Annotated in this window: 10 protein-coding genes and 3 rRNA genes; all 13 read left to right on the top strand. The window is 63.1% G+C overall.

Annotated features, from left to right (window positions below):
• Positions 1–15 precede the first annotated feature (15 nt).
• The 13 genes from K8O92_02535 to rrf all read left to right on the top strand — a co-directional run bounded on the left by K8O92_02535 (position 16) and on the right by rrf (position 14,883).
• A complete protein-coding gene (locus K8O92_02535; protein ID UAK32914.1) occupies positions 16–264 on the top strand; it encodes an ATP synthase F0 subunit C in 249 nt (82 codons plus the stop codon).
• A 5-nt stretch (positions 265–269) separates the two neighbouring features.
• Positions 270–830 carry a F0F1 ATP synthase subunit B gene (locus K8O92_02530; protein UAK32913.1) on the top strand — a complete coding sequence of 187 codons (561 nt, stop codon included), beginning with the start codon at positions 270–272 and terminating at the stop codon, positions 828–830.
• Positions 831–849: 19 nt separating this feature from the next.
• Entirely contained in the window at positions 850–1,659 is an 810-nt protein-coding gene (locus K8O92_02525; protein ID UAK32912.1) for a F0F1 ATP synthase subunit delta, read from the top strand.
• 54 nt (positions 1,660–1,713) lie between these two features.
• A complete protein-coding gene (gene atpA / locus K8O92_02520) occupies positions 1,714–3,351 on the top strand; it encodes a F0F1 ATP synthase subunit alpha (GenBank protein UAK32911.1) in 1,638 nt (545 codons plus the stop codon).
• A gap of 131 nt (positions 3,352–3,482) precedes the next feature.
• Entirely contained in the window at positions 3,483–4,454 is a 972-nt protein-coding gene (locus K8O92_02515; protein UAK32910.1) for a F0F1 ATP synthase subunit gamma, read from the top strand.
• Positions 4,455–4,533: 79 nt separating this feature from the next.
• Positions 4,534–5,982, top strand: a complete 1,449-nt coding sequence (gene atpD, locus K8O92_02510; protein ID UAK32909.1) for a F0F1 ATP synthase subunit beta — start codon at positions 4,534–4,536, stop codon at positions 5,980–5,982.
• Positions 5,983–5,988: 6 nt separating this feature from the next.
• A complete protein-coding gene (locus K8O92_02505) occupies positions 5,989–6,366 on the top strand; it encodes a F0F1 ATP synthase subunit epsilon (GenBank protein UAK32908.1) in 378 nt (125 codons plus the stop codon).
• A gap of 260 nt (positions 6,367–6,626) precedes the next feature.
• Entirely contained in the window at positions 6,627–7,049 is a 423-nt protein-coding gene (locus K8O92_02500; GenBank protein UAK32907.1) for a DUF2550 domain-containing protein, read from the top strand.
• 57 nt (positions 7,050–7,106) lie between these two features.
• Positions 7,107–7,688, top strand: coding sequence for a cob(I)yrinic acid a,c-diamide adenosyltransferase (locus tag K8O92_02495; protein UAK32906.1), 582 nt, complete (start codon positions 7,107–7,109; stop codon positions 7,686–7,688).
• Between the two features lie 217 nt (positions 7,689–7,905).
• Positions 7,906–9,165: a UDP-N-acetylglucosamine 1-carboxyvinyltransferase gene (murA, locus tag K8O92_02490; GenBank protein UAK32905.1), complete on the top strand. Its 1,260-nt coding sequence runs from the start codon at positions 7,906–7,908 to the stop codon at positions 9,163–9,165.
• Between the two features lie 504 nt (positions 9,166–9,669).
• Positions 9,670–11,188 (top strand): 16S ribosomal RNA (locus K8O92_02485).
• 326 nt (positions 11,189–11,514) lie between these two features.
• Positions 11,515–14,627: ribosomal RNA gene (locus tag K8O92_02480) — 23S ribosomal RNA — on the top strand.
• A gap of 139 nt (positions 14,628–14,766) precedes the next feature.
• Positions 14,767–14,883 (top strand): 5S ribosomal RNA (rrf, locus tag K8O92_02475).
• The 16S, 23S and 5S rRNA genes sit together here, the layout of an rRNA operon.
• Positions 14,884–14,892 lie beyond the last annotated feature (9 nt).

Here is a 14,892-nt window from a genome sequence, read left to right as displayed (position 1 = left end):
GGGAATGGAAGACTCATGAGCCTCGCTTACCTGGCCCAGGAAGCCGCGACGAACGAGAGCACCTTCAAGGGCCTGGGCGCCGTCGGCTACGGTCTCGCCGCCATCGGCCCCGGCGTCGGCGTCGGCATCGTCGTCGGCAAGGCCATCGAGGGCATCGCGCGCCAGCCTGAGCTGCAGGGCACCATCCGTACCAACATGTTCCTCGGTATCGCGTTCACCGAAGCCCTGGCCCTCATCGGTCTCGTCGCCGGCTTCATTTTCTGATTCCGATGTACGAGTCAGTTTTGCTCGCCGCGGCGGAGGGAGAGGAAGTGAATCCTCTCGTCCCCGAAACGTACGACATCGTCTGGTCGATCGTCTGCGTCGTCATCATCGGAATCCTGTTCTACAAGTACGTGGTTCCGCGCCTGATGAAGACACTCGACGAGCGTTCCGAGAAGATCGAAGGCGGCATCGCTCGCGCCGAAGCCGCGCAGGAAGAAGCTCAGCTCACCCTGCAGCAGTACCAGCAGCAACTGGCCGACGCCCGGCTCGAGGCCGCTCGCATCCGTGAGGACGCGCGCACCCAGGGCCAGGAGATCCTCGCGCAGATGCGCTCGGAGGCCCAGGCCGAAGCCGACCGCATCATCGCGGCGGGCCACACCCAGCTGGAAGCCCAGCGCCAGCAGATCCTGACCGAGCTGCGCTCGGAAGTCGGCCGCACGGCCGTCGATCTGGCCGAGAAGATCATCGGACAGTCGGTTTCGGACGAGGCCAAGCAGGCCTCCTCGATCGACCGGTTCCTCGATGAGCTCGACCAGACGGACGCAGGCATCGGGGTCGGAAGGTAACGACGCGAAAGTGAGAAGCATGTACGCAGCGAGCCGCGAGGCCAGTGCCCGGTCTCGGGAGGCGCTTCGGGCCGCTCTGACCGGAAGCGACAGTGCCGCGGCCACGACGGGGTCGGAACTGTTCGCCGTTGTCGCCGTGCTGGACGACCAGCGTTCGCTGCGTGTGGCGCTCGCGGACGTGTCGGTGCCGGGTTCCGCGCGCGCGGAACTCTGCGAGCGGGTCTTCAGCGGCAAGGTCAGCGCTGCCACGCTGGCAGTGCTGACCACCGCCGTGGCCCAGAACTGGTCGCGCACCTCCGACCTGGTGGCCACTCTGGTGCTGCTCGGCCAGGAGGCGTTGCTGGAGTCGGCGGCCCAGCGTGGCCGGCTCGAAGCGGTCGAGGACGAGCTGTTCCGGCTCGGCCGGATCATCAGCGACAACTCGGCGTTGGATCAGGCGCTGTCGGATCGGTCGCAGCAGGCTTCGGCCAAGCGCGAGCTGCTCAACGGGCTGCTCGCGGGCAAGACGGAGGCCATCACCCTGACCCTGGCGGAGCAGGTGGTGACCAGGCAGCGGACGAGTATCGGCGCCGCCTTCGACGAACTGGCCGACCTCGCGGCGGCTCGCCGCGATCAGATCGTCGCGCATGTGCGCGCCGCCATCGGGCTCACCGAACAGCAGCGTGACCGGCTGGCCGCCTCCCTGCGGCGCATCTACGGCAAGGCGACCACGGTGCACATCGAGGTCGACCCGAGTTTGCTGAGCGGAGTCGTGGTGCGCGTCGGTGACGACGTGATCGACGGCAGCGCCATCGGCCGACTGGAGAAGCTGCGCCGGGCACTCGCCTAGCGCGCTTCCACCACCCCCGACATTCCAGACCCAGACAGCGAGAGCAGGAAGAACATGGCGGAGCTGACGATCTCCTCCGACGAGATCCGTAGCGCGATCGAGAGCTACACCCAGAGCTACACCCCCGAGACCTCCATCGAAGAAGTCGGTGTGGTCACCGACACCAGTGACGGCATCGCGCACGTCAGCGGCCTGCCTTCGGCGATGGCCAACGAGCTGCTCGAGTTCCCGGGCGGCGTGCTCGGCGTCGCGCTGAACCTCGAGGACCGTGAGATCGGTGCGGTCATCCTCGGCGAGTTCGCCGAGATCGAGGAGGGCCAGGAGGTCCGCCGGACCGGTGACGTGCTCTCGGTTCCGGTCGGCGACAACTTCCTCGGTCGCGTGGTGAACCCGCTCGGCCAGCCGATCGACGGTCTCGGCGAGATCGAGTCCGAGGAACAACGCGTGCTCGAGCTGCAGGCCGCGACCGTGCTGGAGCGCCAGCCGGTCGAGGAGCCGCTGGCCACCGGCATCACCGCGATCGACGCGCTGACCGCCATCGGCCGCGGCCAGCGTCAGCTGATCATCGGCGACCGCAAGACCGGTAAGACCGCGGTCTGCATCGACGCGATCCTGAACCAGAAGGCCAACTGGGAGTCCGGCGACCCCAAGAAGCAGGTGCGCTGCATCTACGTCGCCATCGGCCAGAAGGGCTCCACCATCGCGGGCGTGAAGGCCGCGCTGGAGCAGCACGGCGCGCTGGAGTACACCACCATCGTCGCCGCCCCGGCCTCCGACTCCGCCGGCTTCAAGTGGCTGGCCCCCTACACCGGTTCGGCCATCGGCCAGCACTGGATGTACCAGGGCAAGCACGTGCTCATCGTGTTCGACGACCTGACCAAGCAGGCCGAGGCCTACCGCGCCATCTCGCTGCTGCTGCGTCGCCCGCCGGGCCGCGAGGCCTACCCGGGTGACGTCTTCTACCTGCACTCCCGGCTGCTGGAGCGTTGCGCGAAGCTGTCCGACGAGCTGGGTGCGGGATCGATGACCGGTCTGCCGATCATCGAGACCAAGGCCAACGACATCTCGGCCTTCATCCCCACCAACGTCATCTCCATCACCGACGGTCAGGTCTTCCTCGAGTCCGACCTGTTCAACAAGGGCGTCCGCCCGGCGATCAACGTCGGTACCTCGGTCTCCCGCGTCGGTGGCGCCGCCCAGACCAAGGGCATGAAGAAGGTGGCGGGCTCGCTGCGCCTGGAGCTGGCGCAGTACCGCGAGCTGGAGGCGTTCTCCGCGTTCGCCTCCGACCTCGACGCGGCCTCGCTGGCTCAGCTCGAGCGCGGCGCCCGCTGGGTCGAGCTGCTCAAGCAGGACCAGTACTCGCCGGTGCCGGTGGAGGACCAGATCATCTCGATCTACCTGGTCGACCGTGGCCACTACGACGCGATCCCGGTCGGCGACATCCGCCGCTTCAACGCCGAACTGCTCGAGGAGCTGCACCGCAGCGCCGCCGACGCGTTCAAGGCGATCGAGGGCGGCAAGGTGCTCGACGGCGAGGCTGCCGAGCAGATCGAGGCGGCCACCAAGAAGTTCCTTGGGACCTTCCTCACCTCCGACGGCACTCCCGTGGTGAACGAGGCCGACGCGGGCCAGCTCGACCACGAAGAGGTCGAGTCGCTGTCGGTCACCCGCAAGCACGTCGAGAAGTAACGCGAGCTCGCAATGCGCTATTCGATCCGCGGCAGGAGCGAGGGGCACGAAGGAGGACGCGTACGCGACCACCTGGTGCCCCGCGAATGCCGCCAATCCAACGCAGGGAATGAAGGGAGTGTGAACCGCTGATGGCAAGTTTGCGTGAATTGCGCTCCCGCATTCGTGGTGTGAATTCGATCAAGAAGATCACCAAGGCCCAAGAGCTGATCGCGACCTCGCGAATCTCCAAGGCGCAAGCCAGGGTCGCGGCGGCGAAGCCGTACGCGGAGGAGATCACCAAGGTCCTCAGCGAGCTGGCGAGCGCGTCGAAGAACCTCTCGCACCCGCTGCTGACCGAGCGCCCCAACCCGCGTCGGGCCGCCGTGCTGGTCATCACCAGCGACAGCGGCATGTGCGGTGGCTACAACTCGAACGTGCTCAAGCGCGCCGAAGAGCTGATGACCACCCTGCGCGACGAAGGCAAGGAGCCGGTGCTCTACGTCATGGGCAACAAAGGCCTGACGTACTACGCCTTCCGCGACCGCCCGTACGTGTCGGCGTGGACCGGGTTCTCGCAGCAGCCGAAGTACACCGATGCCTCGGCCGCCTGCAACCACTTGGTGGACGCCTTCATGGCCGGCTCCGACGGGGCGGTTCCCGCTCCGAACGGGACGGGTGACATCGCAGGTGTCGATGAGCTGCACGTCGTTTACACGCGCTTCGTGTCGATGCTGACGCAGACCCCGGAGGTGCGCCGGCTGGCGCCCATCCAGGTGAGCTACGTCGACGAGAACTTCGACCTGGGTGAGGACATGGTGTCGGATTCGCCGACCGCCGACGTCCACGCCCAGTACGAATTCGAGCCCGACGCCGATGTGCTGCTGGCGGCGCTGCTGCCGAAGTACGTCAATACGCGTATCTACGCGTCGTTGCTCGAGGCAGCGGCATCCGAGTCCGCGGCTCGGCGCACCGCAATGAAGGCCGCCACCGACAACGCCAACGAACTCGCGAGCGTGCTACAGCGCGAGGCGAACTCGGTGCGTCAGGCCCAGATCACGCAGGAAATCAGCGAAATCGTCGGCGGCGTGAACGCGCTGGCGTCGAGCTCGGACCGCGACTGAGCGCCATACGCGGCCTGAGCGACGGGCACGTAGTAAGGCCCCCGAAGGCCGCACATCGACACGGAGAGAACCAACACCAATGACCGCAGCTGTCACTCAAGACAACACGAGCCGGACCGGCGGCGCCGCAGGCCGCGTCGTCCGGGTCATCGGCCCCGTCGTGGACGTGGAGTTCCCGCGCGGAGCCATTCCCGAGCTGTTCAACGCTCTGCACGCCGAGATCGCCCTGACCTCGGTGGCCAAGACCCTGACCCTCGAGGTCGCCCAGCACCTCGGCGACGGCATCGTGCGCACCATCTCGATGCAGCCGACCGACGGTCTGGTCCGCGGCGCCACCGTCACCGACACCGGCAAGCCGATCTCGGTGCCGGTCGGTGACGTGGTCAAGGGCCACGTCTTCAACGCGCTGGGCGACTGCCTGGACACCCCCGGCCTCGGCCGCGACGGCGAGCAGTGGGGCATCCACCGCAAGCCGCCGTCGTTCGACCAGCTCGAGGGCAAGACCGAGCTGCTCGAGACGGGCATCAAGGTCATCGACCTGCTCACCCCGTACGTGAAGGGCGGCAAGATCGGTCTGTTCGGTGGCGCCGGTGTCGGCAAGACCGTTCTGATCCAGGAGATGATCACCCGTATCGCACGGGAGTTCTCCGGTACCTCCGTGTTCGCCGGCGTCGGCGAGCGCACCCGTGAGGGCACCGACCTGCACCTGGAGATGGAGGAGATGGGCGTCCTCCAGGACACCGCCCTCGTCTTCGGTCAGATGGACGAGCCGCCGGGCACCCGTATGCGCGTCGCTCTCTCGGCCCTCACCATGGCCGAGTACTTCCGCGACGTGCAGCACCAGGACGTGCTGCTGTTCATCGACAACATCTTCCGGTTCACCCAGGCCGGTTCCGAGGTGTCGACCCTGCTCGGCCGCATGCCCTCCGCCGTCGGTTACCAGCCCACGCTGGCCGACGAGATGGGTGAGCTGCAAGAGCGCATCACCTCGACCCGTGGTCGGTCCATCACCTCGCTGCAGGCCATCTACGTGCCCGCCGACGACTACACCGACCCGGCGCCGGCGACCACCTTCGCCCACCTGGACGCGACGACCGAGCTCTCCCGCCCGATCTCGCAGAAGGGCATCTACCCGGCCGTCGACCCGCTGACCTCGACCTCCCGCATCCTGGAGGCCTCGATCGTCGGCGACCGGCACTTCCGGGTGGCCAACGAGGTCAAGCGGATCCTGCAGAAGTACAAGGAACTGCAGGACATCATCGCCATCCTCGGTATGGACGAGCTGTCGGAAGAGGACAAGGTCCTCGTCGGTCGTGCCCGTCGTCTGGAGAAGTTCCTCGGCCAGAACTTCATCGTGGCCGAGAAGTTCACCGGTCAGCCGGGTTCGGTCGTGCCGCTGGAGCAGACCATCGATGACTTCGATCGGGTCTGCAAGGGCGAGTTCGACAGCTACCCGGAGCAGGCCTTCAACAGCTGCGGTGGTCTCGACGATGTCGAGAAGGCCGCGAAGAAGATCCTCGGAAAGTAGTCACCGATGGCGGAAATGTCAGTGGATCTCGTCGCGGTCGAGCGACTGCTCTGGTCCGGCCAGGCGTCGTTCGTCAGCGCGCAGACCACCGAGGGCCAGATCGGCATCATGGCCGGGCACGAGCCGTTGCTCGGCCAGCTGGTCGAGGGCGGCACCGTGACGATCGTGGACACCGACGGTCGGCGCATCGTCGCCGCGGTCCACGGGGGCTTCTTCTCGGTGACCGCGAACTCGGTTCGGGTACTCGCCGAGTCGGCGGAATTCGCCGACGAGGTGGACCTCGAGGCGGCCCGCCGGGTACTGGCCGACTCGGAGGCCAGCGACGAGCAGCAGAAGGCCGCTCAGGCCCGGGTGCGCGCGGTCGAACAGAACGCGAACGCGTAAGCGAACAACCTGTCATCGAGAGCAATCGCTGTCGGCGGTGAAGGGTTCCTTCACCGCCGACAGCGTCTTTCAGGCGAGTCGGACACGGCCGGGCCATTTGTAAACTCGCGGCCGTGGTTGAATGACCGCACGCGGTGTGAGCATCAGGGTCGGAGGCGGAAGCCTGCGTACCAACGAAGAGCCTGTGATCACCGCCAATCGAATGCCGTGTCGAAGACATGGTGGCGCGAGCGAAGGGACGAACGGCATTGCACACCGGGATGGTTCTGCTGATCATTCTGGTGCTCACGCTCGTGTTCCTCGCGCTCGCCTCGACTTACCGCCTGATCATGTTGCGCCGCGGCGGAACCGCCGCGATTCTGCGCGTCCTCCCCGCTCGTGGGGGGCAAGGGTGGCGGCACGGACTGATCCGTTACGACGAGGATCGTCTCGTCTTCTTCAAACTCACCAGCCTGAAACTCGGCCCGGATTCCACCATCGGGCGTCAGGGTATCGAGATCGGTGACCGCCGCGGCCCGCGCGGCGACGAATTCGACATCATGACCGACGACATCGCTGTGATCGCGGTAGCGGACCGCGCGGGCGATTTCGAGCTGGCGCTGGATCGCGACTCCCTGACCGCCTTCCTCTCCTGGGTGGAGTCCCGCCCGTCCGACCGCACCCGGCGGATGCCGGGCCTGTAACACCCGCGCTCGGCCGCTTGGCGGACTGCTTCCCGCCGCGCCCGTTAGGGTGGTGCTGTGAGCGTGCATCTGACGCGGATCTACACCCGGACCGGCGATGACGGGACCACGGGATTGAGCGACTTCTCCCGGGTCGCGAAGACCGACCCCCGGTTGGTCGCCTACGCCGACTGCGATGAGACCAACGCCGCCATCGGTGTGGCGATCGCCCTCGGCGGAGCGGAAGGAACAATGCTCGCGGTGCTGCGCCGGGTACAGAACGACCTGTTCGATGCCGGGGCAGACCTCTCCACCCCCGTGGTCGCGGAGCCGAAGTACCCGCCGTTGCGAGTCACACAGCCCTACATCGACCGGCTCGAAGCATGGTGCGACGAGTTCAACGCCGAACTGCCCGCGCTGAATTCGTTCATCCTGCCCGGCGGTACTCCGCTCGCGGCCCTGCTGCACACCGCCCGTACGGTCGCCCGGCGTGCGGAGCGCTCGGCGTGGGCCGCGATCGAGGCCCATCCGGAGGACACGAACATCCTGCCGGCCAAGTACCTCAATCGCCTGTCCGACCTGCTGTTCATCCTGAGTCGGGTGGCCAATCCCGGCGGCGATATCCTGTGGAAACCCGGCGGAGAACGGCCGAGCGACTGATCGCGTAGCACCGGAGGCGACTAGCCGAGCGATCACCGGGTATGGCCAGCAAGGCAACGGGGCCTCCACCCCGTCGGCCGCAGAACGCCCATCCCGCGGCACTCGCTCGAACAGCGAAAACGTTCGGAGGCGAGGGGAGTCGTGGAGAGGCGGCACCGTAGTGCGCCGCCCCAACTATCCTTGCACCAACAGTGCGCCGAATACGCGGAGAGGCGGCATGGAACGGTTTTTGGTTACCGGCGGAAACAGACTCGTCGGTGAGGTCACGGTGGGGGGCGCCAAGAACAGCGTCCTCAAACTGATGGCCGCTGCGTTGCTGGCCGAGGGCACGACCACGATCACGAACTGCCCGGACATCCTCGACGTGCCACTGATGGGTGATGTGCTGCGCGGTCTCGGCTGCGACGTGTCCATCGACGGCGGGGTGGTCACCATCACGACGCCTGCCGAACCGAAGTATCACGCGGACTTCCCCGCGGTGACCCAGTTCCGCGCGTCGGTGTGTGTACTGGGTCCGTTGATGGCGCGGTGCAAGCGCGCCGTCGTCGCGCTGCCCGGCGGTGACGCGATCGGCTCCCGTCCGCTCGACATGCACCAGGCCGGTCTGCGCTTGCTCGGCGCGACCAGCGAGATCGAGCACGGTTGCGTGGTGGCCAAGGCGGACGAACTGCAAGGCGCCCGGATCCGCCTCGACTTCCCTTCGGTCGGCGCGACCGAGAACATCCTCATGGCCGCGGTGCTCGCCGAAGGGGAGACGGTGATCGACAACGCCGCGCGCGAACCCGACATCGTCGACCTGTGCAACATGCTCGTCCGGATGGGCGCGCGAATCAGCGGCGCCGGCACCTCGGTGCTCACCATCGAGGGGGTCGAGCGCCTGTCGCCGACCACCCATCGCGTCATCGGGGACCGCATCGTGGCCGCGACGTGGGGGATCGCCGCCGCGATGACCCTCGGGGACATCCGCGTCACCGGCGTGAACCCCAAGCATCTGTCGCTGGTACTGGACAAGCTGCGGTCCGCGGGGGCGCGCATCTCGTTCGAGCAGGACGGCTTCCGCGTGATCCAGGCCGAGCGTCCGCGTGCGGTGAACTTCTCGACGCTGCCGTTCCCCGGTTTCCCGACCGACTTGCAGCCGATGGCCATCGGGCTCGCGTCCATCGCGGACGGAACCTCGATGATCACCGAGAACATCTTCGAGGCCCGCTTCCGCTTCGTGGAAGAAATGATCCGGCTCGGCGCCGACGCGCGTACCGACGGGCACCATGCGGTGGTGCGCGGGATTCCGCGGTTGTCGAGCGCTCCGGTGTGGTCGTCGGATATTCGGGCCGGCGCGGGTTTGGTCCTCGCGGGACTGGTCGCCGACGGGACCACCGAAGTGCACGACGTCTTCCACATCGATCGCGGGTATCCGAACTTCGTCGAGCAGCTGCAGGCGTTGGGCGGCGACGTAGTGCGGGTCGGCGCCGGGGATTGAGCGCCGATTCGATCTTCGTCGCCGGCACGTTACGCAACGGTTTCACGAAAACGCGTACTGACCAGGCGATTTGACATCGTTCACGCAGACACGTAACTTATTCCAAGTCAGAGCGACACGGACACCGACCCGGGGCCCAGGAGCTGAGCGGAAACGCTGAGCGAGAGGCCAGGGAAACGAGGTAGTACGAGGAGCGCCTGGCGATCACACTGGCTTGAACGCGACCCCGGTTTGCGACTGGGTTCACGGCTGAGCTAAGCTGGAAAAGTTGCTTCACCGATCAATCGGTTCAGACCGGGCGATGGTGTGTGCGTGTGTTCTTTGAGAACTCAATAGTGTGTCGATGAATGTCAGTGCCAAATATTTTTTGGTTCCGGCTCTTACACTCCCCGTGTGGAGGGTCGGGCATTTTTTGTCAGCTTTTTGCTGGCGATTGTTTTGCTAGGTTTTCGGACTCTAGTTTTTGATCTGATTGCACCCTTTCGGGGGTGTGGTTGTGAGTCTTCAACGGAGAGTTTGATCCTGGCTCAGGACGAACGCTGGCGGCGTGCTTAACACATGCAAGTCGAGCGGTAAGGCCCTTCGGGGTACACGAGCGGCGAACGGGTGAGTAACACGTGGGTGATCTGCCTCGCACTTCGGGATAAGCCTGGGAAACTGGGTCTAATACCGGATATGACTTCTGGTCGCATGGCTGGGGGTGGAAAGATTTATCGGTGCGAGATGGGCCCGCGGCCTATCAGCTTGTTGGTGGGGTAATGGCCTACCAAGGCGACGACGGGTAGCCGGCCTGAGAGGGCGACCGGCCACACTGGGACTGAGACACGGCCCAGACTCCTACGGGAGGCAGCAGTGGGGAATATTGCACAATGGGCGAAAGCCTGATGCAGCGACGCCGCGTGAGGGATGACGGCCTTCGGGTTGTAAACCTCTTTCGACAGGGACGAAGCGTAAGTGACGGTACCTGTAGAAGAAGCACCGGCCAACTACGTGCCAGCAGCCGCGGTAATACGTAGGGTGCGAGCGTTGTCCGGAATTACTGGGCGTAAAGAGCTTGTAGGCGGTTTGTCGCGTCGTCTGTGAAAACTCACAGCTCAACTGTGAGCTTGCAGGCGATACGGGCAGACTTGAGTACTGCAGGGGAGACTGGAATTCCTGGTGTAGCGGTGAAATGCGCAGATATCAGGAGGAACACCGGTGGCGAAGGCGGGTCTCTGGGCAGTAACTGACGCTGAGAAGCGAAAGCGTGGGTAGCGAACAGGATTAGATACCCTGGTAGTCCACGCCGTAAACGGTGGGCGCTAGGTGTGGGTTTCCTTCCACGGGATCCGTGCCGTAGCTAACGCATTAAGCGCCCCGCCTGGGGAGTACGGCCGCAAGGCTAAAACTCAAAGGAATTGACGGGGGCCCGCACAAGCGGCGGAGCATGTGGATTAATTCGATGCAACGCGAAGAACCTTACCTGGGTTTGACATACACCGGAAACCTGCAGAGATGTAGGCCCCCTTGTGGTCGGTGTACAGGTGGTGCATGGCTGTCGTCAGCTCGTGTCGTGAGATGTTGGGTTAAGTCCCGCAACGAGCGCAACCCTTGTCCTGTGTTGCCAGCGGATTATGCCGGGGACTCGCAGGAGACTGCCGGGGTCAACTCGGAGGAAGGTGGGGACGACGTCAAGTCATCATGCCCCTTATGTCCAGGGCTTCACACATGCTACAATGGCCGGTACAGAGGGCTGCGATACCGTGAGGTGGAGCGAATCCCTTAAAGCCGGTCTCAGTTCGGATCGGGGTCTGCAACTCGACCCCGTGAAGTTGGAGTCGCTAGTAATCGCAGATCAGCAACGCTGCGGTGAATACGTTCCCGGGCCTTGTACACACCGCCCGTCACGTCATGAAAGTCGGTAACACCCGAAGCCGGTGGCCTAACCCCTTGTGGGAGGGAGCCGTCGAAGGTGGGATCGGCGATTGGGACGAAGTCGTAACAAGGTAGCCGTACCGGAAGGTGCGGCTGGATCACCTCCTTTCTAAGGAGCATCTCCAGTGAGTGTCCCGTGGAGTCGGGATCGCTTCTGGCAGAGCCGCTTATGTCCCCGAATGTGGGACTGCGGAGCTCATGGGTGGAACGCTGACATGGGCCGATCGTTCTCGGAGTCTTTGTGATGATGAGGGTCGGATGTAGTCGACACACTGTTGGGTCCTGAAAGAACAGACGTTCTTTCCAGGCAAAAAATACGATCCGTTCGGATCTCCGGTTCATACCGCGGGGCTTTGTTGCTTCGGCTGGTGTCGGGTTCGGGTTCGAGTGGGTGTGTTGTTTGAGAACTGCACAGTGGACGCGAGCATCTTTGTTTTGTAAGTGTTGAAGAGCGTTCGGTGGATGCCTTGGCACCAGGAGCCGATGAAGGACGTAGGAGGCTGCGATAAGCCTCGGGGAGCTGTCAACCGAGCTGAGATCCGAGGATTTCCGAATGGGGAAACCCGGCACGAGTGATGTCGTGTCACCTGCCGCTGAATATATAGGCGGTGTGGAGGGAACGTGGGGAAGTGAAACATCTCAGTACCCACAGGAAGAGAAAACAATTGTGATTCCGTGAGTAGTGGCGAGCGAAAGCGGATGAGGCTAAACCGTTCAGATGTGATACCCGGCAGGGGTTGTCTGGACGGGGTAGTGGGGCCCATTTTCCTATCACTGCCGTGGTGGGCAACAGTCAGAAAAGTGCGTGTTAGTCGAAGTGGTCTGGAACGGCCTGTCGTAGAGGGTGAGAGTCCCGTAGGCGAAAATGCGTGCTCTGTTGTAGTGGGTGCCCGAGTAGCAGCGGGCCCGTGAAATCTGCTGTGAATCTGCCGGGACCACCCGGTAAGCCTGAATACTCCCTGGTGACCGATAGCGGACTAGTACCGTGAGGGAAAGGTGAAAAGTACCCCGGGAGGGGAGTGAAATAGTACCTGAAACCGGACGCTTACAATCCGTCAGAGCCTTCCCTTCGGGGTGGGGTGATGGCGTGCCTTTTGAAGAATGAGCCTGCGAGTCATCGGTGTGTGGCGAGGTTAACCCGTGTGGGGTAGCCGTAGCGAAAGCGAGTCCGAATAGGGCGGTTGAGTCGCACATCATGGACCCGAAGCGGAGTGATCTACCCATGGCCAGGGTGAAGCGACGGTAAGACGTCGTGGAGGCCCGAACCCACTTAGGTTGAAAACTGAGGGGATGAGCTGTGGGTAGGGGTGAAAGGCCAATCAAACTCCGTGATAGCTGGTTCTCCCCGAAATGCATTTAGGTGCAGCGTCACGTGTTTCACGCCGGAGGTAGAGCTACTGGATGGCCTAGGGGGCCTACAAGCTTACCGAAGTCAGCCAAACTCCGAATGCCGGTGTGTGAGAGCGTGGCAGTGAGACTGCGGGGGATAAGCTTCGTAGTCGAGAGGGAAACAGCCCAGATCGCCGGCTAAGGCCCCTAAGCGTGTACTAAGTGGAAAAGGATGTGGGGTCGCGAAGACAACCAGGAGGTTGGCTTAGAAGCAGCCACCCTTGAAAGAGTGCGTAATAGCTCACTGGTCAAGTGATCCTGCGCCGACAATGTAGCGGGGCTCAAGTACACCGCCGAAGCCGCGGCATTCCAGTATTATCTTGCTTTCGAGCCAGGAGCTGGGATGGGTAGGGGAGCGTCGTGCAGCCGTGGAAGCAGCAGTGTGAACTAGTTGTGGAGGCTGTGCGAGTGAGAATGCAGGCATGAGTAGCGAAAGACGAGTGAGAAACTCGTCCGCCGAATGACCAAGGGTTCCTGGGCCAGGTTAATCCGCCCAGGGTGAGTCGGGACCTAAGGCGAGGCCGACAGGCGTAGTCGATGGACAACGGGTTGATATTCCCGTACCCGTGTATCCGCGCCCAATGGCGAGTCATCTGTGCTAATCGTCCTGAACTGGATGGACTTCCTTCGGGAAGCCGGAAGGGGATGCACGAGACCCTGGGTGTAGTAGTCAAGCGATGGGGTGACGCAGGAAGGTAGCTGGGCCAGGTGATGGAGTACCTGGTGTAAGCCTGTAGGGCGAGTGGTAGGCAAATCCGCCATTCATGTGCCTGAGAGGTGATGCGTAGCCGATTGAGGCGAATTCAGTGATCCTATGCTGCCGAGAAAAGCCTCTAGTGAGTTGGTACACGGCCCGTACCCCAAACCGACACAGGTGGTCAGGTAGAGAATACCGAGGCGATCGAGAGAACTGTGGTTAAGGAACTCGGCAAAATGCCCCCGTAACTTCGGGAGAAGGGGGACCACGTCTGGTGACGAGATTTGCTCTCCGAGCTGGGTGTGGTCGCAGAGACCAGAGAGAAGCGACTGTTTACTAAAAACACAGGTCCGTGCGAAGTCGTAAGACGATGTATACGGACTGACGCCTGCCCGGTGCCGGAAGGTTAAGAGGACCGGTTAGCGTTTTCGGACGCGAAGCTGAGAATTTAAGCCCCGGTAAACGGCGGTGGTAACTATAACCATCCTAAGGTAGCGAAATTCCTTGTCGGGTAAGTTCCGACCTGCACGAATGGCGTAACGACTTCTCTGCTGTCTCAACCACAGACTCGGCGAAATTGCATTACGAGTAAAGATGCTCGTTACGCGCGGCAGGACGAAAAGACCCCGGGACCTTCACTATAGCTTGGTATTGGTGTTCGGTACGGTTTGTGTAGGATAGGTGGGAGACTGTGAAGCGGGCACGCCAGTGTTCGTGGAGTCGTCGTTGAAATACCACTCTGGTCGTATTGGACTTCTAACCTCGGACCCTGATCGGGTTCAGGGACAGTGCCTGGTGGGTAGTTTAACTGGGGCGGTTGCCTCCCAAAATGTAACGGAGGCGCCCAAAGGTTCCCTCAGCCTGGTTGGCAATCAGGTGTCGAGTGCAAGTGCACAAGGGAGCTTGACTGTGAGACTGACGGGTCGAGCAGGGACGAAAGTCGGGACTAGTGATCCGGCACCGGCATGTGGAAGCGGTGTCGCTCAACGGATAAAAGGTACCCCGGGGATAACAGGCTGATCTTCCCCAAGAGTCCATATCGACGGGATGGTTTGGCACCTCGATGTCGGCTCGTCGCATCCTGGGGCTGGAGTAGGTCCCAAGGGTTGGGCTGTTCGCCCATTAAAGCGGCACGCGAGCTGGGTTTAGAACGTCGTGAGACAGTTCGGTCTCTATCCGCCGCGCGCGTCAGAAACTTGAGGAAGGCTGTCCCTAGTACGAGAGGACCGGGACGGACGAACCTCTGGTGTGCCAGTTGTCCTGCCAAGGGCACTGCTGGTTGGCTACGTTCGGAAGGGATAACCGCTGAAAGCATCTAAGCGGGAAGCCTGTTCCAAGATGAGGTTTCTCACCACCTTCGAGTGGTTAAGGCCCCCTATAGACCATGGGGTTGATAGGCCGGAACTGGAAGCATGGTAACGTGTGGAGGTGACCGGTACTAATCGGCCGAGGACTTACTGACAAAGGTTGCTACGCGTCCACTGTGCGGTATCTGAAACAACACACAGATACCCCGGCTTTTTCCCATGAACCCCCCTTCTTTACCGGGGTGGGGTTGGTGGGTGGGAGCGCGCGGGGGTGTGTGGATAGTTTCATAGAGTTACGGCGGCCATAGCGGTAGGGAAACGCCCGGTCCCATTCCGAACCCGGAAGCTAAGCCTGCCAGCGCCGATGGTACTGCACTCGACAGGGTGTGGGAGAGTAGGACACCGCCGGAACATCCTTCA

Source organism: Nocardia asteroides (genome assembly GCA_019930625.1).
GTDB lineage: Bacteria > Actinomycetota > Actinomycetes > Mycobacteriales > Mycobacteriaceae > Nocardia > Nocardia sputi.
This window is presented reverse-complemented; position numbering and strand designations above follow the sequence as displayed.

Bases quoted from the DNA above. Each gene is read 5' to 3' on its own strand.
- K8O92_02535 (UAK32914.1), top strand. From the start codon at position 16: ATGAGCCTCGCTTACCTGGCCCAGGAAGCCGCGACGAACGAGAGCACC.
- K8O92_02530 (UAK32913.1), top strand. From the start codon at position 270: ATGTACGAGTCAGTTTTGCTCGCCGCGGCGGAGGGAGAGGAAGTGAAT.
- K8O92_02525 (UAK32912.1), top strand. From the start codon at position 850: ATGTACGCAGCGAGCCGCGAGGCCAGTGCCCGGTCTCGGGAGGCGCTT.
- atpA (UAK32911.1), top strand. From the start codon at position 1,714: ATGGCGGAGCTGACGATCTCCTCCGACGAGATCCGTAGCGCGATCGAG.
- K8O92_02515 (UAK32910.1), top strand. From the start codon at position 3,483: ATGGCAAGTTTGCGTGAATTGCGCTCCCGCATTCGTGGTGTGAATTCG.
- atpD (UAK32909.1), top strand. From the start codon at position 4,534: ATGACCGCAGCTGTCACTCAAGACAACACGAGCCGGACCGGCGGCGCC.
- K8O92_02505 (UAK32908.1), top strand. From the start codon at position 5,989: ATGGCGGAAATGTCAGTGGATCTCGTCGCGGTCGAGCGACTGCTCTGG.
- K8O92_02500 (UAK32907.1), top strand. From the start codon at position 6,627: ATGGTTCTGCTGATCATTCTGGTGCTCACGCTCGTGTTCCTCGCGCTC.
- murA (UAK32905.1), top strand. From the start codon at position 7,906: ATGGAACGGTTTTTGGTTACCGGCGGAAACAGACTCGTCGGTGAGGTC.